The sequence below is a fragment of the Paenibacillus sp. LHD-117 genome (assembly GCF_030929555.1).
Lineage (GTDB): Bacteria > Bacillota > Bacilli > Paenibacillales > Paenibacillaceae > Pristimantibacillus.
Map to the genome: position 1 here is coordinate 111,132 of NZ_JAVFVT010000018.1, position 19,849 is coordinate 130,980.

Annotated in this window: 23 protein-coding genes and 4 tRNA genes; 7 read left to right on the plus strand and 20 right to left on the minus strand. The window is 53.6% G+C overall.

The window, feature by feature from the left end:
* Nucleotides 1–77 precede the first annotated feature (77 nt).
* Complete coding sequence (locus RB620_RS15760; protein ID WP_308095844.1) at nucleotides 78–296, minus strand: hypothetical protein; 219 nt, start codon at nucleotides 294–296, stop codon at nucleotides 78–80.
* A gap of 152 nt (nucleotides 297–448) precedes the next feature.
* On the opposite strand from RB620_RS15760, the gene RB620_RS15765 reads away from it, so the two are divergent.
* Complete coding sequence (locus RB620_RS15765) at nucleotides 449–1,174, plus strand: MBL fold metallo-hydrolase (RefSeq protein ID WP_308095845.1); 726 nt, start codon at nucleotides 449–451, stop codon at nucleotides 1,172–1,174.
* 134 nt (nucleotides 1,175–1,308) lie between these two features.
* On the opposite strand, the gene RB620_RS15770 is transcribed toward RB620_RS15765, so the two are convergent.
* Both RB620_RS15770 and RB620_RS15775 read right to left on the minus strand, forming a co-directional pair.
* Nucleotides 1,309–1,560, minus strand: a complete 252-nt coding sequence (locus tag RB620_RS15770) for a DUF3892 domain-containing protein (RefSeq protein ID WP_308095847.1) — start codon at nucleotides 1,558–1,560, stop codon at nucleotides 1,309–1,311.
* A 66-nt stretch (nucleotides 1,561–1,626) separates the two neighbouring features.
* Nucleotides 1,627–1,776 carry a hypothetical protein gene (locus tag RB620_RS15775; RefSeq protein ID WP_308095849.1) on the minus strand — a complete coding sequence of 50 codons (150 nt, stop codon included), beginning with the start codon at nucleotides 1,774–1,776 and terminating at the stop codon, nucleotides 1,627–1,629.
* Between the two features lie 149 nt (nucleotides 1,777–1,925).
* On the opposite strand from RB620_RS15775, the gene RB620_RS15780 reads away from it, so the two are divergent.
* A complete protein-coding gene (locus tag RB620_RS15780) occupies nucleotides 1,926–2,114 on the plus strand; it encodes a DUF2524 domain-containing protein (RefSeq protein ID WP_308095851.1) in 189 nt (62 codons plus the stop codon).
* A 43-nt stretch (nucleotides 2,115–2,157) separates the two neighbouring features.
* Here RB620_RS15780 and RB620_RS15785 read toward each other — a convergent pair whose 3' ends face one another.
* The 3 genes from RB620_RS15785 to RB620_RS15795 are packed head-to-tail and all read right to left on the minus strand — an operon-like array spanning nucleotide 2,158 to nucleotide 4,448.
* Complete coding sequence (locus tag RB620_RS15785; RefSeq protein ID WP_308095852.1) at nucleotides 2,158–2,391, minus strand: hypothetical protein; 234 nt, start codon at nucleotides 2,389–2,391, stop codon at nucleotides 2,158–2,160.
* A 39-nt stretch (nucleotides 2,392–2,430) separates the two neighbouring features.
* On the minus strand, nucleotides 2,431–3,894 hold the full coding sequence (locus RB620_RS15790; protein WP_308095853.1) for a nicotinate phosphoribosyltransferase: 1,464 nt from the start codon (nucleotides 3,892–3,894) through the stop codon (nucleotides 2,431–2,433).
* Nucleotides 3,891–4,448, minus strand: coding sequence for a cysteine hydrolase family protein (locus RB620_RS15795; RefSeq protein WP_308095856.1), 558 nt, complete (start codon nucleotides 4,446–4,448; stop codon nucleotides 3,891–3,893). Before RB620_RS15795 ends, RB620_RS15790 begins: the two co-directional genes overlap by 4 nt.
* An 87-nt stretch (nucleotides 4,449–4,535) precedes the next feature.
* Here RB620_RS15795 and RB620_RS15800 point away from each other — a divergent pair, with 87 nt between their 5' ends.
* Nucleotides 4,536–4,787, plus strand: coding sequence for a hypothetical protein (locus RB620_RS15800; protein ID WP_308095857.1), 252 nt, complete (start codon nucleotides 4,536–4,538; stop codon nucleotides 4,785–4,787).
* Between the two features lie 35 nt (nucleotides 4,788–4,822).
* Here RB620_RS15800 and RB620_RS15805 read toward each other — a convergent pair whose 3' ends face one another.
* Nucleotides 4,823–5,278, minus strand: a complete 456-nt coding sequence (locus tag RB620_RS15805; RefSeq protein WP_308095888.1) for an RDD family protein — start codon at nucleotides 5,276–5,278, stop codon at nucleotides 4,823–4,825.
* Between the two features lie 126 nt (nucleotides 5,279–5,404).
* Nucleotides 5,405–6,148, minus strand: a complete 744-nt coding sequence (locus tag RB620_RS15810; RefSeq protein WP_308095858.1) for an alpha/beta fold hydrolase — start codon at nucleotides 6,146–6,148, stop codon at nucleotides 5,405–5,407.
* Nucleotides 6,149–6,338: 190 nt separating this feature from the next.
* On the opposite strand from RB620_RS15810, the gene RB620_RS15815 reads away from it, so the two are divergent.
* On the plus strand, nucleotides 6,339–6,677 hold the full coding sequence (locus RB620_RS15815) for a L,D-transpeptidase (RefSeq protein WP_308095859.1): 339 nt from the start codon (nucleotides 6,339–6,341) through the stop codon (nucleotides 6,675–6,677).
* 163 nt (nucleotides 6,678–6,840) lie between these two features.
* The gene (locus tag RB620_RS15820; protein WP_308095863.1) at nucleotides 6,841–7,080 is read left to right on the plus strand and encodes a translation initiation factor 2; all 240 of its coding nucleotides are present in this window, start codon (nucleotides 6,841–6,843) and stop codon (nucleotides 7,078–7,080) included.
* A 94-nt stretch (nucleotides 7,081–7,174) separates the two neighbouring features.
* Here RB620_RS15820 and RB620_RS15825 read toward each other — a convergent pair.
* Nucleotides 7,175–7,247, minus strand: a tRNA-Val gene (locus tag RB620_RS15825).
* Nucleotides 7,248–7,407: 160 nt separating this feature from the next.
* On the opposite strand from RB620_RS15825, the gene RB620_RS15830 reads away from it, so the two are divergent.
* A complete protein-coding gene (locus RB620_RS15830; protein WP_308095864.1) occupies nucleotides 7,408–8,370 on the plus strand; it encodes an S-layer homology domain-containing protein in 963 nt (320 codons plus the stop codon).
* A 63-nt stretch (nucleotides 8,371–8,433) separates the two neighbouring features.
* On the opposite strand, the gene RB620_RS15835 is transcribed toward RB620_RS15830, so the two are convergent.
* From RB620_RS15835 to RB620_RS15855, 5 genes are all read right to left on the minus strand, one after another.
* Nucleotides 8,434–9,102 carry a uracil-DNA glycosylase gene (locus tag RB620_RS15835; RefSeq protein ID WP_308095865.1) on the minus strand — a complete coding sequence of 223 codons (669 nt, stop codon included), beginning with the start codon at nucleotides 9,100–9,102 and terminating at the stop codon, nucleotides 8,434–8,436.
* 87 nt (nucleotides 9,103–9,189) lie between these two features.
* Nucleotides 9,190–9,278 (minus strand) — tRNA-Leu (locus RB620_RS15840).
* 27 nt (nucleotides 9,279–9,305) lie between these two features.
* Nucleotides 9,306–9,382: transfer RNA gene (locus RB620_RS15845), tRNA-Ile, on the minus strand.
* A 34-nt stretch (nucleotides 9,383–9,416) separates the two neighbouring features.
* Nucleotides 9,417–9,493, minus strand: a tRNA-Met gene (locus RB620_RS15850).
* Nucleotides 9,494–9,597: 104 nt separating this feature from the next.
* Nucleotides 9,598–9,771 (minus strand): hypothetical protein, encoded by a 174-nt coding sequence (locus RB620_RS15855; protein WP_308095891.1) that lies wholly within the window; start codon nucleotides 9,769–9,771, stop codon nucleotides 9,598–9,600.
* A 143-nt stretch (nucleotides 9,772–9,914) separates the two neighbouring features.
* Between RB620_RS15855 and RB620_RS15860 the strand changes: the two genes are divergently transcribed.
* Nucleotides 9,915–10,430, plus strand: coding sequence for a 2'-5' RNA ligase family protein (locus tag RB620_RS15860; RefSeq protein WP_308095866.1), 516 nt, complete (start codon nucleotides 9,915–9,917; stop codon nucleotides 10,428–10,430).
* A gap of 98 nt (nucleotides 10,431–10,528) precedes the next feature.
* Here the strand turns inward: RB620_RS15860 and RB620_RS15865 are convergent, their stop codons facing one another.
* The 6 genes from RB620_RS15865 to RB620_RS15890 all read right to left on the minus strand — a co-directional run bounded on the left by RB620_RS15865 (nucleotide 10,529) and on the right by RB620_RS15890 (nucleotide 19,618).
* Nucleotides 10,529–12,085, minus strand: a complete 1,557-nt coding sequence (locus RB620_RS15865) for an ABC transporter substrate-binding protein (RefSeq protein ID WP_308095867.1) — start codon at nucleotides 12,083–12,085, stop codon at nucleotides 10,529–10,531.
* Nucleotides 12,082–12,978, minus strand: coding sequence for an ABC transporter ATP-binding protein (locus RB620_RS15870; protein ID WP_308095868.1), 897 nt, complete (start codon nucleotides 12,976–12,978; stop codon nucleotides 12,082–12,084). Before RB620_RS15870 ends, RB620_RS15865 begins: the two co-directional genes overlap by 4 nt.
* A gap of 6 nt (nucleotides 12,979–12,984) precedes the next feature.
* Nucleotides 12,985–15,906 (minus strand): ABC transporter permease, encoded by a 2,922-nt coding sequence (locus RB620_RS15875; RefSeq protein WP_308095872.1) that lies wholly within the window; start codon nucleotides 15,904–15,906, stop codon nucleotides 12,985–12,987.
* Nucleotides 15,907–15,909: 3 nt separating this feature from the next.
* Nucleotides 15,910–16,977 carry an efflux RND transporter periplasmic adaptor subunit gene (locus RB620_RS15880; RefSeq protein ID WP_308095873.1) on the minus strand — a complete coding sequence of 356 codons (1,068 nt, stop codon included), beginning with the start codon at nucleotides 16,975–16,977 and terminating at the stop codon, nucleotides 15,910–15,912.
* A complete protein-coding gene (locus tag RB620_RS15885; RefSeq protein ID WP_308095890.1) occupies nucleotides 16,943–17,659 on the minus strand; it encodes an ABC transporter ATP-binding protein in 717 nt (238 codons plus the stop codon). The genes RB620_RS15880 and RB620_RS15885 overlap by 35 nt, the downstream gene beginning before the upstream one ends.
* A 228-nt stretch (nucleotides 17,660–17,887) precedes the next feature.
* Nucleotides 17,888–19,618, minus strand: coding sequence for a methyl-accepting chemotaxis protein (locus tag RB620_RS15890; protein ID WP_308095874.1), 1,731 nt, complete (start codon nucleotides 19,616–19,618; stop codon nucleotides 17,888–17,890).
* Between the last annotated feature and the right edge of the window lie 231 nt (nucleotides 19,619–19,849).

Below are 19,849 nucleotides of genomic sequence, written 5' to 3' on the forward strand. Positions count from 1 at the left end.
TAATATAAATCATAAATAGATCGATTTGTCAAATGCTGTTGAAACCTGCGCTTGCCTGGGAAATATCAAAATCCTTATTACCCGTAGGTTTTGGTCAGGATGCAGGGCACGCCTTTCCCGACGGCACCCGGCTCTTGCATGCGCGCCAAGTAGTTCATCCCTCTGGCGCAAGGCGTCTTGCATACCCTGCAGGTTTCCGAGAGCACCAGCTTGTAGTTGACTTGCTTGCGGTCGCTGACCGTTTGTTTTTTCTTCGCGTTTTTCCCTTTGCCGCTTTTGCTGCCGCCTTTGCTCATCCTGCCCATCCCCTTCGCTCGTGATCCAGCTTCCACATCGTATGTCGCCGGAACGTAATGTGCGCCCAGAAATGGCAAGCCTCCGCAAATTTTGTTACAGTGGGGATAGAGCGGCGAACTGCCGTATTTTCGTCAAAGGAGTGGGATCTGCCATGTTCATCATCATGCTTGGAACAGGAAGCGCGTTCGCCAAACGGTTTAATAATAACAATGCTTTGATCGAGTCGGGCGAGAGCAGGCTTCTCGTCGATTGCGGCATCACGCTGCCGAAGGCGCTGCATGACCAGAATATTTCCTTCTCGGAGCTGGATGCCGTATTGATAAGCCATATCCACGGGGATCATGTCGGCGGGCTGGAGGAACTGGCGTTCCAAATGATGTTTAAGTTTGGGCGCAAACCCGTGCTCTATATCGCCGAACAGCTGGTGACGCCGTTATGGGAGCATACGCTGAAAGGCGGGCTCATCCAAGGGGAGTTGAACCGATTGGAGGACTTCTTCGAGGTGAGACCATTGACAGCCGGCAAACGGCACGAGCTGCTGCCGGGCATTACGGCCGAGCTGATCCAAACTGATCATATTCCGGGCAAGGACAGCTTCTCCTTCCTCTTCAACGAACGGTTCTTCTATTCGGCGGACATGAGGTTTAACGGCGAGCTGTTGCGTTCGCTGGTTCATGTTGGCGTGGAGACGATCTACCACGATTGCCAGCTGGAAGCACCGGGCGCGGTACACGCTTGCCTGGATGAGCTGCTGACGCTTCCGCAAGAACTGCAAGAGAAGGTTTGGCTTATGCATTATGGCGATGCGATCGAGGATTACCTGGGGCGTACGGGAGCGATGCGGATCGTTCAGCAAGGCAAGAGATACGAAGTATAAACCTTTCGGCATGCGAAACAAACAAGAAAACCCCCGAAGAATCGCCATAGGGTCGGCCTAGGAATCGGATTCCTATCAGGCGTCCTTATCGATTAACCGGGGGTTTTTCCGTGCACGACGATTGGGTTTGCGGCTTAGAACAGCGGGAGCTGATCCAGGTTGTTGGATGGATCGCCGTCGGCATCGCCCCGGATATAAGTCTCTCCGTCCCTGCCTTTGAACGCGTTCACGCCGGCTATACGGCCGGCTTGTACTTCTTGAAGCGCCGTCGCGTAGTCCAAGTCTCTGCCGGAAGATGTTCTGAAGGCGGTCAAATCGCCGTCGCCGTTTTTCTGAACTGCAACGATCGTCTCGCTTGATGCTTGGGTTCCATTGCTTTGATCCATAGCTGCTCGCTCCTCCCGAATGGTTGGAATCCGTTACGGAACTAGCATGCCTCGGCGCGCTGCCGATTATTCCCTTATTTTCCGAAACCAGATGAATCGTTCATCGTACGACCACGAATCCTGCTTCATGAAATTGACCAATAATGCGATCAACGTTCCTATGATGCCGAACATGCCAATGAGCCATATAGACAAAATCGCATATCCCGAAGCCATCGCCGTCCCTCCCTGCGCCTTTTTATTACCCTATGCGGAGCGGACCGGGAATAGTATGTTTGTCCACGCATATTCGGCAAGGATAGGCGTAAACTAATGGTCGGCTTAGCAAACAAAGGCTTCTGACGCCTAACAAAGGGGACAATGCGATGACGGGATCTATCGACAGCAACTACGACTGCGCCAATGCCTCTTCCGACCTACCCCAGCTCATGGAGCAGCTTCGGCAGCTGGAGAACACGGATGATCGCCAAGCGGATTGGCAAGAGCAAATGAACCATTTGGAAAATCAAATCCGGTTCATCCAAAACAAATGCGATATTCCAAAAGGATCATAGCCAAACCGAATCATGCACGACAAAAAGCCGAGGATGGAGAGCGTTACGATCTCTTCCTCGGTTTTTTTCTGCCCGAAATTAAAGCCAGAAGTCCTTCTTCTACCGCTTCATCGTCGTCCTCTTGTTTGGCCAAAATTAGTGCCCATAACGTAAGCAAATCGCCTATGACAGTGACTACGGCCGCAATGATCGCCACATCATCCGATGACAGCGTTGAGGAGCTTTTTGAGCTTTTGGCATCCTTGGAGACTTCCCTTCCCTTTTTTGGATTGGACATGCCATTCGATCCCGCCCATCGCGTGGTTATGATAGCAGTCTATTCAGCTGGGCCGATATGGTATGGGCGGAATTTCTCCATCATCGTTTTCTTCAGCTCCCACAGCTTCACGCTCAAGTCCACGGGGTACTTCTCGGGGTTCAGCTTGCGCAGGTATTCCGGCCAGAACTGCCTCAGCTGCTCTTGATGATAATGCCGGATCGCCTCCAAGTCCGGAAGCGTATAGACCAGTTCACCATGCTCGAAAATAGGGCGAAGCAACGGGATCGCCGTATAGCGGCTCACCGTCTTCTGCAAATAGGGATGGAGCGGATCGAACAGCTTGATGGGCTGCTTCCTCGTCACATCATCCTCTTCAGCGAGCGCGATGTAATCGGCTTCCGCTTTGCCCGTCTCGTCATTCACGATCCGATAAACAGCCTTCACGCCTGGCGTCGTCACCTTCTCGGGATTGCCGGAGAGCTTGATGACGGGCTCCATCATGCCGTCCTTCTCGCGCGCCGCCAGCTTATAAACTCCGCCGAGCGCCGGTTGATCGGCAGCCGTGATAAGCTGAGTCCCAACTCCCCAAATATCGATCCGAGCGCCCTGAGCCTTCAAATTAAAAATGAGATGTTCGTCCAAGTCGTTCGAAGCGGTTATTTTCACATGCGGAAATCCCGCTTCGTCCAGCATTCGCCGCGCTTCCTTCGACAGGTAAGCAAGATCTCCGCTGTCCAACCGGATGCCTCTTAGCGTCTTCCCGCGTTGTTCGAGCCGCTTCGCTATCCGAATCGCGTTCGGCAAGCCGCTTCTAAGCGTATCATAAGTATCCACGAGCAACGTCACGAAGTCGGGAAGCGCATCCGCGAACCGCTCGAACGCCTGCGCTTCGGTGTCGTGGAATTGCACCCAAGCGTGTGCATGCGTGCCTTTCGTCGGAATGCCGAACAACATTCCTGCCCGCATGTTCGATGTCGCGTCGAAGCCCGCAACGTATGCGGCCCTCGCGCCCCATACCGCGGCATCCGCCTCTTGAGCGCGCCTCGTGCCGAACTCAAGAAGGCCGTCCTCCGGCGCGACCGCTTTGATTCTGGCCGCTTTCGTCGCGATTAGCGTCTGATAATTAATGAAGTTAAGCATTGCCGTCTCGATGAATTGCGCTTCGAATATCGCGGCTTCTACGCGCAGCAACGGCTCGCCTCCGAACGCCAGCGTCCCTTCCGGCATCGCATAGAGATTCCCGGTGAAGCGGAATTGCCGGAGCTCGTCCAGGAATGATTGCTCGTAACCTTCCTCCTGCTGCGCCAAATAGGCAAGCTCCTCGTCGCCGAACCTAATGTTTTGTATGTAATGAACAACTCTCTCCAAACCCGCGAAAACAGCGTAACCGTTCCCGAAAGGCAGCTTCCGGAAGTAAAGATCGAATGCCGTCCGTTTCCGGTGCGTCCCCTGTTTCCAATGCGCGTACATCATGTTGATCTGATATTTGTCCGTATGCAGCGTTAGTGGTTCGGTGCTCACTTCTCCGTCACTCCCAGTCCCGTGACATTCACGCCCAACGTTTCTTTGAAGTGGCTAAGCGCCCACTCATGTCCCGCCGCGTTAAAGCTGGCGACGGCGTCCACATGAATCGTCTGCCGGAATCCTTTATTATACGCGTCAACGGCGGTATGCAGGACGCAAATATCGGTGCATACGCCGACTAGATGGATATCTGTGATACCTCTGGCCCGCAGCCGCAGCTCCAAGTCCGTCCCGCAGAAGGCGCTATACCTGGTTTTGTCCATCCAATAGATCCGATCCTTATGCCGATCGTAAACGTCGTTAAGCTTTCCATACAGCTCGCGCCCCGCAGTTCCTTCAATATTATGTGGCGGAAACAGTGCCGACTCGGGATGGTACGGATCCTGCTCATGATGCAAATCGACGGCCATCACGACTTCGTCGCCTGCGAGCGCGAATGCCTCCGTCAATTCGGCAATCCGTGCCTCGATGGCGACGGCCGATTCGCCGCATGGAAGTTTCCCCACGACGAAGTCAACCGTATAATCAATGACGATCAATGCGCGTTTCATCGGTCCACCCGCTTCCTTATTTATCAAATATTCCTTATTATATTACTATTACCCGTTTATTCGGAAAGTTGCGAAGGAGGAAAACAAGTGAAGGCCATCTTTATCGTGTTTATATTGCTCCTGATCGGCATTATCGTCATTAGTTCCGTGCTCAAAAAAGGACCGCAAAAACATCGTTCATCGTATGGAGGGGATGCGGGGTTTCTGCATGGAGATTATGATAGAAGGCATGACGGGGATTCAAGCGGGAACAACGTCGGCGGTGACGGCGGTGGAGACAGCGGCGGGAGTTCTGGCGGAGGTGACGGAGGAGGCGGGGGAGGCGGGGGAGGCGATTAACGGATGAATCGCCCCCTCGCTCTCAAATGATTGAACTAATCGCGCACGACCTGCGTGCCCGCAATAAAATCATGCAAGCCTCGTTTGTCCTCCCGCAGAGCTACCATAAAAATATCGACGATAAAGGCGATACCAAACGTAATCACGATTGCGATTCCCCAGACCAAATTGCGCATGAGCATGTTCCCGATATGCGGACGTTCGTTGTTCAAGACCCTGATGATTCGAATGCCGCAAATTTTTTTGCCGATCGTGTAGCCGTTCCAGAAGACCGGCAGCAGCAAGGAATAAAAAAAGGATAAAGCATTCGTTACATTGTTTTCGGCATCCTCGCCGCCGCTCAAAATTAACGACAGGATCGCGAGAGGAACGCCGATGATGAGTCCGTCCAATAATATGGCGCCAAACCGGATCCAAAACCCAGCCGGATCCTTCAGAAACACTTCTTCGCCATGGTTTGCGTAGGCATTCGTGTTCGAATAATGATTCATGTCATTCATCGTATACACCTCTTCTAAAATTAGTCGGTTAAAACCATCTGGAAAAAAAAACCGTGAATCCAAATCGCTTCGATGTTCTCGGCTTCCACAATTCGGCCGTAAAGCAGCAAGGATGAATCATGTATATGTAAGGTTCCCGGCTTCATATGCATGGTGGTCATGCCGATCGATAAACGATCGAACCGTTTCGAACATCACGAGCTTCTCAGTGCTCCGTATGTCATGCCCCGATTGTTCGAATTCGCGCACTTCGACATGAGCGCCCATGCTCCGGTACCGGAGGACATGTTCGTCATCGACTAAACTTCCCTCCAACAACCCTCTCATGATCAGCAACGGTTGTTTAATGGCAAAACCGAATTCCCGCTGAACCGACTCTCGTTGAATGCCTCTTACCGCCTCGGCTCGAATATTGGAAAGACGTTCATAAGGGATCAAGTAGTCGTGGATATACGACTCCGCCCAATCGACAGTCATCTGTTTATGTTCGGGCGGGTAATCCTGGAGCAAGACGGTAACGACTTGTGACTCGTGCCTTTCCAAGTAACCTAACGCGTAGGATACGCCTCTGGAATAAGCGAACAAATGGAACCGCTCCAGCCCTGCCTCCTTCACTACCGCTTCGATATCGGCAATATGCGCCTCTAGACCATAACCGGCTTCCGGCGTGCCGCTCTTCCCCCTGCCCCTGAAGGACAGGACCACGCATCTTCTGGGCTGCAGGAAGGCGACGAACTCTTCATATTCCTCCGCGGTCTCGGACAGTCCCGGACAGATCAGCAACGGAGTCAAGCACGACTCTCCCCCGGAATCCAAATAATGAATTGTAACGTTATTATTCATCGCGCACAAATGATTCATCGGCATATGAACTCCTCTCGTTGTCGAATCGGGTCCGAAAACAAAAAAAAAAAATGCATCCAGCATTAACCATGGATACATTATACTTGAAAGGTATAATTTGAACACACATTTTTTCAACCCTTAATATACAACCCAGTTCATCTGCCCTACCTCCCCATAAGATGAGGTAAGGAGGTTGAGAGCATCTATGCCTTACAGAAGAATTATCGTCGACTTATCGGATCGACATTTATATTTGCTGGAGGATGAAATCGTCGTTCGCGGTTATCCGGTCGGAATCGGCCGAATCGCGACAAGCACGCCAACCGGCGAATTCTCCATTATCAACAAACAAGCCAATCCCGGCGGGCCTTTCGGGGCATTCTGGATGGGACTTTCCAAGCCGCATTACGGCATTCACGGAACAAACAATCCGGCATCCATCGGCCACTTGGTATCGCTCGGCTGCATTCGCATGTACAACGAAGATGTGTTAGAGCTGCAGGCGCTCGTCCCCATCGGTACGAGGGTGTCCATAAGACCTTAATAGTCGTTCGCCATATATACAGGGCTTGTTCCACTGCCCCTACCCTGTCACGAGACGGCAAGCTCACCTTTTGGCGCATTGTCCGGGGCCGTCTCGATCTGGCGACATGTCTTCTTCTTCACTCGCATAAGTTAATAAATAATGTCGAGGAAGGATATGGGCCATGGATGAAAAGCAAAAGCTTCTACGCGAAATTGAAATTACTAGGCTTGAATTTATCGGTGCATCCCTCGCCGCAATAGGAGATGGGATACTAGCTTTTTCCGCCGGACTAGCTCTGGAAATGCTTGAAAATGAACTCGTGGACCAGAGCCGGACCCAACATGTGCATATCGCGGCCACGCAAAATCAACTTGATTATTTCATTCATGAACTGATGAAAATCAGGAAAACCATTACATGAGATAAATACGCACATGCTAAATTTCATAATATTCGTGTCATAATTATATGCCTAGAAATGACAAAAACCCTTGGTTTCCCAAGGGTTTTCCGTATGATCTGTAGTGGGCTCGAACCACTGACCCCTACCCTGTCAAGATAGTGCTCTCCCAGCTGAGCTAACAGATCAAATCGCAGTGACAAGATATAATATATCAAACGTGGAGATACTAGTCAATAGTGTTTTCGTATTTTTTTTAAAAAAATGAATCCGCATCTCTTATGCAACTTATTGGCTAAAGTTTCCGTCAAAGTATATGCAGCTGCAAAAACATATCGAGGTGAACGAATGAAGAAAAAACCGTTGTTAATCGTAGCGCTTATGGCCATTATGCTATTCTCTCTCGGACAAACCGTCATGGCTTTCTCCGACGTCTCCAAGGATCCGAATGCGGATAAAATAAACGCATTGCAGGAAAAAGGCATCCTGAGCGGATATGCGGGCGGCGAATTCAAGCCGAATGGCACACTGACCTATGCTTCGGCCGTTTCGATGATCGTGAAAGGTCTTGATCTGAACATCGACCATGTTCGATTCATCAGAATGCCGCTTGCCAGCGACAACCATCCTAACCTGGAAGATGACGCATGGTATTCCCAAGCGTTCGTTATTGCGGATTTCTACGGACTAGACATTCCGAAGGATGTGAAAGCCGGCGACAAAATTACGAAAGAACAATACGCGCACCATCTGTTCAAAGCCATGATGACCAAAGGCGATTACGCCTTTATCGAAATCTTCATGCTGTTGAACGACGAAGCGGACGTCGATGCCAAGTACATGGACAGCATCCAGAAGCTTCTGATTAGCAAAATCGCTTCATTGGATAAGAAAAACAACTTCTATCCAAAAAAAGCCATTACCCGCGGCGAAGCGGCTGGCTGGCTGTACGATGCCATCAAATTCGTGAAGGAGCAGACGCCAATCGAACCGGAACCCGAATTGCCCGCCTACGATCTCAAGCTTAACGTCGAAGCCGTTAACGCGGACGTAAACAAAGTAACCGTAACCGGTCAAATGCCGAACCCCGGTTATGGCCTGCGCATCGCTTCAATCTCCTTCGAGGGCGATAAAGCCGTTCTGAACGTAGAAGCCGTACAACCTGATCCGGACAAAATGTATCCGCAGGTCATTACGGAAGTGAAAGTGTCCACTTTCGTAGATGCTAAGCTGAAGCCAGTACTTGCGGAGTCCATGTCTTCGTCATCGTCGACAGGATCTCCCGACGCCAGCGTGAGCAGCGAGGAATAAACCAACGCAAAGGCGCCCCAGTGACTCGTAAAAAAGTCCAAGAGGCGCCTTTTCTCATTCGAATTAGATCTCCCACGTAATAGGCGTTTGCCCGTTTCGTTCCAGGAATGCGTTTACTTGAGAGAACGGCTTGCTGCCGAAGAACCCTTTGCGCGCCGACAACGGACTCGGATGAGCGGACGTCAGTACAAAATGGCGGGTTCCGTCGATCATCCTCGCTTTCGTTTCGGCATGTTTGCCCCACAAGAGAAACACCATCGGAGTCTCTCTTCCGCTCAGCCGTTCGATGATGCGATCCGTTAGCTTCTCCCAGCCGAACCCCTGATGGGAAGCCGGCTTCCCTTCCTCCACACTCAGAACCGTATTGAGCAGCAATACGCCTTGGCGCGCCCACGATTCCAGACAGCCATGCTCTGGCGGCTTGCAGCCTAGATCAGCCTCCAGCTCTTTGAAAATGTTGCGAAGAGACGGCGGCAACTTGACGCCTTTCCGTACGGAGAAGCTCAGCCCATGGGCTTGTCCCGCTCCATGATAAGGATCTTGCCCGAGAATGACGACCTTCGTCTCCTCGTAGGAAGCGTATCTAAGCGCATTCAACAAATCGTCTTTGGGCGGGAATACGTTTGCTAGTTCATATTGCTCGTCAATCAAACGCATAAGTTCGTTCATATAGGGCTGCTCGAATTCCTCCCGCAGTACAACTCCCCAATCATTGTCCGGCCATGTTCTCATATTCTCTCCTCCTCGCGATGCATATAAAAAAAGCCCATATGCAGCGAAGACCGCATCGGGCTCTTAGGTTATGTATGCAAAAATAAATGGTGCCGAGGACGGGAATCGAACCCGTACGGTGGTCACCCACCGCAGGATTTTAAGTCCTGTGCGTCTGCCAGTTCCGCCACCCCGGCATGGTTAGTCGATACAGTTGCGAATAATGGTGGGCCCTGAGGGACTCGAACCCCCGACCAATCGGTTATGAGCCGACCGCTCTAACCAACTGAGCTAAGGGCCCTCGATAGACGTTATAATAACGTATTAGTCGAGTTTGGTTGCGGGGGCAGGATTTGAACCTGCGGCCTTCGGGTTATGAGCCCGACGAGCTACCGAGCTGCTCCACCCCGCGACGTTGACCATTTTCAACAAATGCATCTTTAATGGCGACATCAATTAATATACTACAGGTTATACTTCCCAGTCAAGCATTATTTTCGAATTCATTCTTTTCTTCTAAGGAAGAAATCTAACGCCGTACCTGCCCTTCCGGGACCGGAACACTTCGACCTCGCGGGGGCAGTCGTAACCATAGATCCACCAATCGTTTTCCATTCGCCGCACTAAGCATCCCGCTTGAAATTTGGTTTCGTATAAACGCAGCCAATAAACCCATTTCATTTTCATCATGATGTCCTCCCGTATTTCGCCAATGATGTTGCCATTAGATTACCCCAAAAGTCGGGAATCCATCGCATTGACTGTTCTTAGCGTTCCAACGGTTGGGGTATACTAATAGTAATAAACGAATGAAGAAGAAGGAGTTGGTCTACATGCTGTACGGCATTGCCGTATTTCCCGAGAAAGCGGTTCAGGACGAAGCGAATAGCTGGAGAATACGCCATGATCCCCATTATTGCAATATTGCGGCTCACATGACCATTCGAGAAGCGGAAGATTGGGACGAAACCAAGCTGAGACTTGCGGTCGAGCAATTGGAGAAGACAGCGGCAACGCTTAGCCCTTTCAAGGTGAAGTTTAACCGGGTATCCACGTTTTTCCCGGTCACACCGACGCTCTATTTCGCCTTGGAGGACCCCTCTCCCGTTGCCATGCTGCACGAAGCCGTCTGCAGCGGTCCGCTGGAGCAGACACTTCCTAATTACGTATATACGCCGCATATTACGATCGGGAGAAATATGCCGCCTGACGAGCTGCATGATCTATACGGCAACCTGAGGATGAAGGAAATCCGGTTGGCGACGCTTATCGACCGTATCCACCTCCTCTACCAGACCGAACAAGGCGGCTGGACGGCCTACCAGTCCTTCCAGCTGGGCAATGGTTAAGACTGCACTGCCTTCTTCATAATCGAAAAAGCCGCCTTCGCGCGCACCGATCGGTGCGCAGGAAGGCGGCTTACTCTGTGAAGGAGCCTTGTTTTCGATTACTCGACGGTCTCGACGACTTCTTCTTTTGTTACGGCGTCCGTCGCCACGTCATCCATCGGCCTTGGAATCCCGATTCCGCCATCTCCGCCCATCTCGGATTGTCCGGCCAGAATCGCGTTGCCTCTAGTCTCCCATTCGGCGAGCGCCGCTTTCGTATCCATCGTACCTTCGAGCACTTTTTGGAACAGCTCATAGCCGATTTGGCGAGCCTCCCAGATGCCCGGCTTCTCGCGGTAAATTTCTTCTTCGTTGACCGAGGTAGGAGGCAGAGGCTTCAACATCGTGAAAGCGTCGATGTTGTATTCCATGCCAGCAACCGGCTTCAGGTACTCCTTACGCGCGACGAGCTCGTAGTTGCTTCTGGATTTCAGCTTCGCCCACTCCTTGCTATTGGAGAACTTGATGAACTCCCAAGCATCATCCGCGTTCTGCGCGTTGGTGTTGATGGCCATCAGCTGGCTAAGCGTAATGTTGCCGCCGGAATCGACGTTCGTCGGATGCGTCGGCACCGTTACGACATCCCAATCCACCATCGTAAAGTCCTTGATGCTGGCCGCGTTGTCGCTGAACTTTTTCAGTTCGTTCACGTAATACGATTCGCCGATCATCATCGCTATCTTGCCTTGCGCGAACAAATCGCCGTAGAACGGATCCACGCCGCCTTCCGCATTGATTTTTTCGTACATTTTGCTGATGAATTCCTGGTCGGGAACGATCTTCTCTTTGTACAGGCCGGATACTGTATCGAACACTTCCGCCCATTGGTCGCTGTTCACGAGCATCTTCTCGCCTTTGTCGTCCCACGTTCTTAGCTGGAGCGCCGTAGTATAGGTTTGCACGTCGTTGAAGCCGTCGGACGACCAGCGGTTAAACGAGAATCCGAAGGTGCGGTCTTCGCCTTCGCCGTTCGCCACTTGGCGGGCTTTCGCGAAGACGTCGCTCCAGCTCATTTTGTCGGTCGGCGGCTCGATGTTCATGTCCGCGAATATTTTTTTGTTATAATACAGCGCCGAAGACGTAAAGGTTGGCGTCAGCGCGTAGATGCTGTTGTCGCCTGCCGCCTTGATGCCTTCGATGACTGTCGGCACGTAATCGGTAATATCGAATTTGTCTTGCGAGATGAGCGGATCGAGCGGCTTCAGGAGGTTATCCTGCGTGAAACGTCTCAGGAGGTTGTAGTCGATGACGACCACGTCCACCGGATTCTGTCCCGTCATCAGCTTCTTCATCTCTTCATACGGATCGGGCTGATCGGCTGGCTTGCCGGGCTCCGAAGTCTGCGTGAAGCGCTGACTGTCGTAGTTGACGGCGCCTACGATTTCGAACTCGATGTTCGGATACTGGAACTCGAACATATCGGTATACTGTTGACGGAAGTACGGCTCGTTGTCGGAGCCGCCGTACAAGACGCCGATGCGAAGCACTCGTGTCTCTGCTTCTGACGGGTCGTTGCCGCCCGTGCACGCGGACAACAAGCCGACAAGCAGCGTCAGCGTCATGATGACCGTGGTCCATTTGGAAAACCGGGATTTGATGATGCCATTCCTTTTCATTTGTCATTACCCCCCAATAATTTTGGCGAAGAGATGATGATCCGCTCCCCGTCGAATTCCATCGTTGCTTTGTCCTTAATGCCTATCGCGGTCAAATATTCCTTCGGCACTTGCAACCGCCCCACCCGATCGACGACGACATACGCTTCGTGCACGCCCGATAACCCTTTGGCGGACGGCAGCTCCGCATCACCTCCGTCAAGCCCGATATTCGGATTGCGTTTGATGAATTCCGTGCTCGTCAGACCGTCGCGGATCGCGACGACCCGGTCCACCTTGCTCGCGAGGGTCATGTCGTGCGTGACAATGACGATCGTAACGCCGAGCTCGCGGTTCAGCGTCCGGAAGATGCCCATGATGAGATCCGAAGTCGCGGTATCGACGGAGCCCGTCGGCTCATCCGCGAGCAGAAGCTTCGGTCGATTCGATAACGAAATCGCGATGGCGACCCGCTGCTGTTCACCGCCCGACAGCTGATGGAGCTTGTTGAGCATGCGCTCCTTCAGTCCGACCCACTCCAGCAGCTGTTTTGCGTAGTCGCGGTCGACCTTGCCGGATAACATCATCGGCATTTCGACGTTCTCCAGCGCCGTTAAGTAAGGGAGCAAGTTTCTTGCGTTGTTCTGCCAGATGAAGCCGACGGTTTCCCGCTTGTATTGAACAAGCTCCTCTTCCGAAATCTTGAGCAGATCCCATGGGCCGACTTTCACTTGGCCGGCGGAAGGGCGGTCGAGGCCGCCGAGCGTGTTGAGCAGCGTCGACTTGCCGCTGCCGCTATTGCCGATGATGGCCATCAGCTCGCCTTCCTCGACCGTCAGGTTGAGCCCCTGGAGCGCTACGACTTCAAGATCGTCGGTTTTAAAAATTTTAACTAACCCTTCGCAATGAATCATTGGCCGTTAACGCTCCTCTCCCATTTTGACCGCTTGATGGACTTTCAATCTGCGAATATGCAGGAAAAGCAGCATAGCGCCGACGATCATCATGAAACCGACGACGTAGAACAGCTGGTTCGTGTCGCTCGCCTCGAAGACGACCCGGAACGGAGGCACCGTCTCCGCCACGTTGTCGGCCGTCTGCAGGAACGGCAGGAAGATCAAACTGACGACCTTGCCGATCAGAATGCCGAGACCGATCGCGAGCCCCGCGGTGAACAACTGCTCGAGCAAGAGCATGCCCGTCAATTGTTTGCGCGACAATCCCATCGCGCGCAGGACGCCGAATTGCACGACGCGCCCCGATAGATTGAAGAACCAATAAAGAATGTACCCGGCAAGCGTGATGACGACGGAGACGAGAAACCCGAGACTCAAGATGCCGAATACGCCACCTCTCGTCGGATGTTTCGATTGCGTGATGAGCTCGGTCCGGACATCGTCCACCGACGCAAGCTCGATGCCTTCCTTCTGGAGCTTCTCGACGATCGGCGCGACAAGCGCGTCCGGCTTCATCTTCAGCCATACCTCGTAAGGCATGATCGGGAGCTGATCGTAAATATAGTCCAAGTTCGTAATGATGAACGGCGATTTGTCCGGATATTGACTTGGCCAGTACGGCAGGATGCCGACGACCGAGAAGTCGATCATGCCGTCGGTGAAGCCGACGGATACGGTATCGCCCAGCTTCAGCTGGTACTTCTCTGCGACCCCTGTCGGTATGATGGCCGCGTGTTCGGATAATCCCAGATTCGCCAAGTAACGGAACGGATGAACGGGGTACAGATCGTCTCGGAACCATGCCACTTTGGAGAAATCATTGTTGTCGACGCCCAGAATCGTACCTTGGCCGATCGACTTGCCCGAGATGACGACGTTGCCTTTGGCTTTCAATACGCGAGCGGCCGCTTCCACGCCGTCAAGCGTACGGAAAATTTCGAACGGCGGTTCATTGTACAGAATGCGGGTCGGAACACCGCCGCCGTTACCGCCGCCGCCATTGCCTCCCCCGCCGTTGCCACCTCCGTTGCCTCCTCCATTGCCGCCTCCGTTACCGCCTCCGTTGCCTCCTCCATTGCCTCCGCCACCGCCATTGCCTCCAGTAGGCGGCGTCACTTCGGCGGTTCCGTCCCATACGGTCTGAATAATGACATCCGATCCGTACTTATATAAGGTGCGTTCGGTGGAGTTCAGATCGATCGTACGGGCGGCCGAAGCGTTGTACACGCCTAGTCCCAGAGTTAGCACGAGCAGGATCATGAGCGGATAATACCCTTTGGACGATCGCGACAGCTGTGTCAGCGTCAAGTACAGCGGCACCGGCAGGAACTTGCGGCCGAGCCAATTGAACAGCTTAAGCAGCCAAGGGAACAGTCTCAGGAAGAACAGCCCCAGCGCGAAGATCGCGAGCGCCGGCACGAAGAACAGGAACGGCTGAACGTTCAGCTGATCCGTCGTCATGCCCGTCTGGAACGTCAGCATCTGGCGTTCGTTAAACATATACCAGCCATAACCAGCCGCCGCCAGCAGCAGCACGTCGAGGAACCAGCGCTGCCAGGCCGGCTTGCGATCCGAACGCGCGAGCTCCTGCTTGTAGCTCACGATGGACGAGCGGGCATAGATCACGGCCGGGATGACCGTTGCCAGAATGGCGAGCAGCACCGCGGCGCAGCCGGCGATGATCGCTTCCGTCGAAAAGCCGACCGGTATCGACTTCCGGTTGACGAAGGACAGGAAGCCGTTAGCGGAGCCGATGCTCTTCGCCATGAACCAGCCGATGAACGGTCCCGTCGCAAGCGCGACGGCGCCTAGCAGCAGCCCTTCCAGCAGATAGATCCAGATGATCTGTTTCGTTCCCGCCCCGCGGCTGCGCAGGACGGCGATATCGCTGCGCTGCTTATCCAGCGATTGCCGCGCGTTCATCGCGATAAAGTAGAACACCATCGCGATCATCGGAGCGGCCAGCGTGAAGAGCAGCGTCTGGAGCTGCAAGCTTTGCTTGCGGAACTCGGTGAGCGTCGACGCGAACGAAATTTCTACCCGCGTATCCTTGAGCCGCTGATAAAGCTCGATATTCAGCCTCTCTAGTGTTCTTCCGAGCGGCGAAAGCTGACTCGTCTTGATCTCGGTCAGATCGAACGCGTAGTACCATCCGCCGTTGTGCAGCGGAATGCGCAGCTGCTCGAGCAGCACCTTCTGGAACGTCGCTTCGCTGATCTGAAGCGTGCCCAGCAATCCTTCAAGCCCTTGATACCAATAAGCGTCGGCGGCATCGGTCGGATTAAACGCTCCGACGATCTTGACGCGAAGCGTCAGATTCAGGCCGCCGTATACCGGATACTCGAATACGTCTCCGATATGTATGTCGTTGCGGTACATCGCTTCTTCCAGCATGACCGCTTCGATGATTTTGCCGTCGCCGGCCGATTCGTCGAACCACTTGCCCTGCGCGATCTCCCCATGCTCCGGCAAGCCGGACATCGTCATGAGGGATAACTGACGATTGCGGCCCGCATCCACCTTGGTCGGATCCTCGGGAACGACGTCCGAGCTGCGGATGGAATACGTTTTTTGGTAAGTGCCATATGTAAATCCGATATTTTGCGGGACGTTCTCCTTGATGTATCGCTCAAGCTCGGTCAGCGCGGCCAAATCCGTTTTCTCGCCAGGCGTGGATTGGAACCGCATGAGCAGCGACCCCGCGGGCATTCCCGTGCTTTTCTCCTGCAGCGACTGGGCGACGACCCGCTTGAGCGCTCCGTCCGCGTACATGGGAATGCTCGTAGCGAACGCGACGGCCATCGTCAATCCGGCGAGCGTGCTTAACGTTAACCACCTTGTATTCCACATTTTGCGGAATAAGAAACGAAACAGCGGAATACCCATCGTCTATCGACCTACGACTTTCTGCCCCGGCTTCAGCCCCTGCAAAATCTCGATATCCGTGGCGGTCTGCTGGCCTACTTCGACGTCCACCTCGCGTTTGCCTTCTTCGTCGATAACCTGAACATAAGTGCGAGAACCGATGTTGCGAAGCGTGGACGGCGGGATGACGATCGCGTTCTCGGTGCGTTTCGTGATGACGTTGATCGAGATCGGCGTACCTCGGTTAAGGCCTTTTGGTAATTCCGGAATGTCGATGATCATAAAATCTTCCGGGCGCTCGGGCTTTTGTTCGCCCGTCGGCGGATTGCCGTTGCCATCGCCTTCCGTCGATTTGACGGGCAGCTGCTTCACTTTGCCCTTGAAGTTGCCGACACTGCTGATGCTGATGACGGCCTCCATGCCCGGCGCGATTTTCTCGAGCTCCGTCTTGGTGAGCTTGGCTGCCGGCGTCATGAGCGCGGTATCGGCCACGATCGCGATCGGCGCGTATGCTTTGATGACGTCGCCTTTCTGGGCGCTGACGGATACGATCGTTCCTGAATACGGCGCGACGATCGTCGCTTTGGCGATCTCCTCCTCCATGTCGACCAGCTTCTGCCGTTTCTCCTCGAAGGCGATTTGTTTCTCCTCGAATTCCAGCGGCTCCATCTCGTCGCGCATGCGGAGCGTTTCCTTCATCGCGTTTTCTTCGCGTTTGAACGCGAGCCTTTCCATGCGGAGCGTCTTCTTCAAATCCTCGACATCCAGCTCGCCGATCACGTCGCCGGCTTGCACGGTATCGCCCGTCTTGACGTACAATGCCTTCAAATGTTTGTTGTCGAGGGTGAAATAAAGCGTTTCTTCCTGCGTGGAAATGATCTTGCCGATCACCTGCACTTTGGTTTCCAGCGTCTTCGTCGTCACCTCGTATTCCGGTTTCTTCGAAATTTGAGGCGGCACGATCTCCGGCAGCACCTCTTCCGCTTTCTCGTCCGGCAATAACGAACATCCGCCGGCGAACACGAGCGACACGCTCAGCGCGGCGATCATCGTTTGTTTACATAAATTTCCCGTCCACCATTTCATAGACATGGTCGGCAACCTCCAAAATCGTAGGATCATGTGTAGTCATACAAATCGAGACGTTTTCTGTGCGAATGATAGTTTGGAATACCGACATAATTTGCGCGGACATGCCCGTGTCCAGCTCGGCGGTAGGTTCGTCGGCCAGCAGCAAAAGCGGTTTGTGGGCAATCGCCTTCGCGATCGCGACCCGCTGCTGCTCGCCGCCGGACAGCTCGAACGGACGATGATGCATCCGCTTCTCGAGACCGACCAGCTCCAGGCATTGCTCCACCCGGCCCTTCCACTCCGACCGCGGCGCCCCCGCCATACGCAGCGATAATTCAACGTTCTCCCAGGCGGATAAGAGCGGCATAAGCGCGAAGGCTTGGAAAATAAACCCCATCTCCTTGCGTCTCACTTGCGTCCGCTCGTCATCGCTCATCTTGCTGAACGTCAGCCCGTTGAATAAGATCTCGCCTTTGCTCGGCGTATCCAGGCCGCCTAAGCAGTTGAGCAGCGTCGTCTTGCCCGAACCGGAACGACCCTTAAGCATGACGAGCTGGTTCGGATGGACTTCCATCTGGATGCCCTTCAGCACATGCAGCGTGTTTCCGCCGACTTGGAACATGCGTTCCACTTGATTGACCGTCAGCAAAGCCGTTCGGCTGCTGTCCAAAGCCGTTTCTTCGACTGCAATATCGGCTGCCATATGGGCAGAATCGTGAAGCTCCTCCACGGAGCTTTGCTCCTCTTTTTCAGTCGCTCGCATTAGCGTACCAGCATCCCCCTTCCACATCTCTATCTTCATAATTCTAATCTTACATCATAGACGGAGCATGCCAAGAAAAAGTTACGTCCTTTGGTAATTCATGCATAACTTTATTTCGAAAAAAAGAAAGCCGCTCCGCACAACATGACGGAACAGCTTTTCCTCGGGTTACCCCTTCACTTTAAAATGCCCGACGGCCGAGCCAAGCTGGTCGACGATCTCATCGAGCGTGCGAGAAGCAGACGCGATGTTGTCCATGAGCGCCAGCTGTTCCTCCGTCGCCGCAGCGACGTTCTCTGCTTTCTCCAGACTGGCTCCGGCCGTGGCCGCCGTTTGCTCCGTCGTCGCGCTCACTTGCTCCGAGCTGGCAGACATCTGCTCCGTGATCGCCGAGCTTTCCTGAAGCTGTTCAGCCATCAGGTTCACTGCCGCGCCGATCGCGTTCAATCGACGTTTCAGCTCGTTCACGCGTTCGCTTCCTTCGTCCACCTCGCGGAGCGTCTGGCGCATCGCGGCCGACGCGCTCGCGATTTCGCCGCGCGTTTCGTTCACGAGCTTGTTGATCCCTTCGGCCGATGCAAGAGAGCCCGCGGCGAGCTTCCGGATTTCGCCCGCGACGACCGCGAAACCTTTGCCGTGTTCGCCTGCCCTTGCCGCTTCGATCGACGCGTTCAGGGAAAGGATATTCGTCTGACCCGCGAATGTCGTAATATTTTCGGCAATGGAGCCGATTTGCTCGGAACGGTTCTCCAGCGTTGCGATGATGCCGGACAGATGTTTAATAACGTCGCCGAGACCTGCCATCTGTTCATCCAGGCGCCCAAGCGCAAGCTGCCCTTCCGCCGCTTCCGATGAAGTCGACATGGAATGATCGGCCATCGTGGACGTATTCTCCGCGATCCGCCCGATGCCGACGGCCATCTCCTCGATGGCCCGCGAAGTTTCTTCGGCGCTCCTCGCCTGCGCTTCCGCATGCTGAGAAACCTCCATGATTTGTTTGGCCACATGCTCCGATGCGGCCGCCGATTCCGACGATGCGATCGACAGACGGGACGAAGAGGTTTTTACTTGCGTCGAGCTTGACACAACCCCGGAGATAAGCGTATTCATCCGATCGATCATATCGTCCACCGACCGCAAAATATGGCCAAGCTCGTCCTTGCCGTAGCGCTCCGCGCGAGGCGACGTCAGATCGCCTTCGCTCACGCGTTTCGTCTTGTCGAGCACGCTCTTGATCGTTCTCGTGATCGCGCGCGTCATGAACGTCACCATGATAAGAAGCAACATGGTCACGACGATGATGCCGATGAACGTTGAGAGCTGCGTCTCGTCCAGACGGGATTCGATCTCCGCCATTTTCTCCCCCGCGTACAGATCCACACTATGGACCACTTCGTCGACGCCTCCGCGAGCGCTTTGGAACTGCCCGTCGATCTTCGCGTTCAAGACTTGCGCCTTGCCGTCATCCACGGATTTGGCGGCTTCCTTGTACCACTCGCCGAAGCTGGTGTCGAACTGCTCGAAAATTTCTCCGCTCTCCTTGCCCGATTCGCCGATTGCAACACTTAGCAAACCGCTTGACTCCAAAATCGCCTTGGCGGAAGCGACCCGCTTGAGCGCTTGGTCTTTGTTTGCGGCCATCTCTTCTTTCGCCGCCGCGAATGCAGCGGCGTCAAGCTCTCCGGATTCCATCAGCGCGTAAGCCATGTACGATTGGTATAAATCCCGGTCCGCGTTTAACAGGAACGTATTCGCTTGATTCGTTGTTTCGTAGATCGATGACGATAGATCATCGAACACTTTGCGCTGCTCTCCGAGCAGATACAAACCGGTAAACGTATAAAACAATAAAGGTATTGCAGCCAAAATAACCATCTTCATGCCAAACGAAATTTTCATGAACATCTACACCCCTCGTCGTCGCTAGCCTTACTATTTTTATCGGAATCGGAGTGGATGTATTGAAACGAGTCTCGCGAAATCTTCATAAGTTTTTGTCGAATTTTGCAACAAATCGAGTAGGCCTATGCGCATGCGCATAGGCCTCTCACAGATCCGGACTTGCGGGTCATCGCATCCGGCTCCTCCAGTGATTATCCCCGTTGGGGGTGAAGTTCTTTGCAAATCGTA

Excerpts from the sequence above, each read along its gene's own strand:
- RB620_RS15870 (WP_308095868.1), bottom strand. The coding sequence starts at position 12,978 with ATGATTCATTGCGAAGGGTTAGTTAAAATTTTTAAAACCGACGATCTT.
- RB620_RS15775 (WP_308095849.1), bottom strand. The coding sequence starts at position 1,776 with ATGGCTTCGGGATATGCGATTTTGTCTATATGGCTCATTGGCATGTTC.
- RB620_RS15795 (WP_308095856.1), bottom strand. The coding sequence starts at position 4,448 with ATGAAACGCGCATTGATCGTCATTGATTATACGGTTGACTTCGTCGTG.
- RB620_RS15815 (WP_308095859.1), top strand. The coding sequence starts at position 6,339 with ATGCCTTACAGAAGAATTATCGTCGACTTATCGGATCGACATTTATAT.
- RB620_RS15805 (WP_308095888.1), bottom strand. The coding sequence starts at position 5,278 with ATGAATCATTATTCGAACACGAATGCCTACGCAAACCATGGCGAAGAA.
- RB620_RS15880 (WP_308095873.1), bottom strand. The coding sequence starts at position 16,977 with ATGTCTATGAAATGGTGGACGGGAAATTTATGTAAACAAACGATGATC.
- RB620_RS15860 (WP_308095866.1), top strand. The coding sequence starts at position 9,915 with ATGCTGTACGGCATTGCCGTATTTCCCGAGAAAGCGGTTCAGGACGAA.
- RB620_RS15760 (WP_308095844.1), bottom strand. The coding sequence starts at position 296 with ATGAGCAAAGGCGGCAGCAAAAGCGGCAAAGGGAAAAACGCGAAGAAA.
- RB620_RS15785 (WP_308095852.1), bottom strand. The coding sequence starts at position 2,391 with ATGTCCAATCCAAAAAAGGGAAGGGAAGTCTCCAAGGATGCCAAAAGC.
- RB620_RS15890 (WP_308095874.1), bottom strand. The coding sequence starts at position 19,618 with ATGAAAATTTCGTTTGGCATGAAGATGGTTATTTTGGCTGCAATACCT.
- RB620_RS15780 (WP_308095851.1), top strand. The coding sequence starts at position 1,926 with ATGACGGGATCTATCGACAGCAACTACGACTGCGCCAATGCCTCTTCC.
- RB620_RS15855 (WP_308095891.1), bottom strand. The coding sequence starts at position 9,771 with ATGATGAAAATGAAATGGGTTTATTGGCTGCGTTTATACGAAACCAAA.
- RB620_RS15830 (WP_308095864.1), top strand. The coding sequence starts at position 7,408 with ATGAAGAAAAAACCGTTGTTAATCGTAGCGCTTATGGCCATTATGCTA.
- RB620_RS15765 (WP_308095845.1), top strand. The coding sequence starts at position 449 with ATGTTCATCATCATGCTTGGAACAGGAAGCGCGTTCGCCAAACGGTTT.
- RB620_RS15770 (WP_308095847.1), bottom strand. The coding sequence starts at position 1,560 with ATGGATCAAAGCAATGGAACCCAAGCATCAAGCGAGACGATCGTTGCA.
- RB620_RS15835 (WP_308095865.1), bottom strand. The coding sequence starts at position 9,102 with ATGAGAACATGGCCGGACAATGATTGGGGAGTTGTACTGCGGGAGGAA.
- RB620_RS15865 (WP_308095867.1), bottom strand. The coding sequence starts at position 12,085 with ATGAAAAGGAATGGCATCATCAAATCCCGGTTTTCCAAATGGACCACG.
- RB620_RS15810 (WP_308095858.1), bottom strand. The coding sequence starts at position 6,148 with ATGAATCATTTGTGCGCGATGAATAATAACGTTACAATTCATTATTTG.
- RB620_RS15875 (WP_308095872.1), bottom strand. The coding sequence starts at position 15,906 with ATGGGTATTCCGCTGTTTCGTTTCTTATTCCGCAAAATGTGGAATACA.
- RB620_RS15820 (WP_308095863.1), top strand. The coding sequence starts at position 6,841 with ATGGATGAAAAGCAAAAGCTTCTACGCGAAATTGAAATTACTAGGCTT.
- RB620_RS15885 (WP_308095890.1), bottom strand. The coding sequence starts at position 17,659 with ATGGCAGCCGATATTGCAGTCGAAGAAACGGCTTTGGACAGCAGCCGA.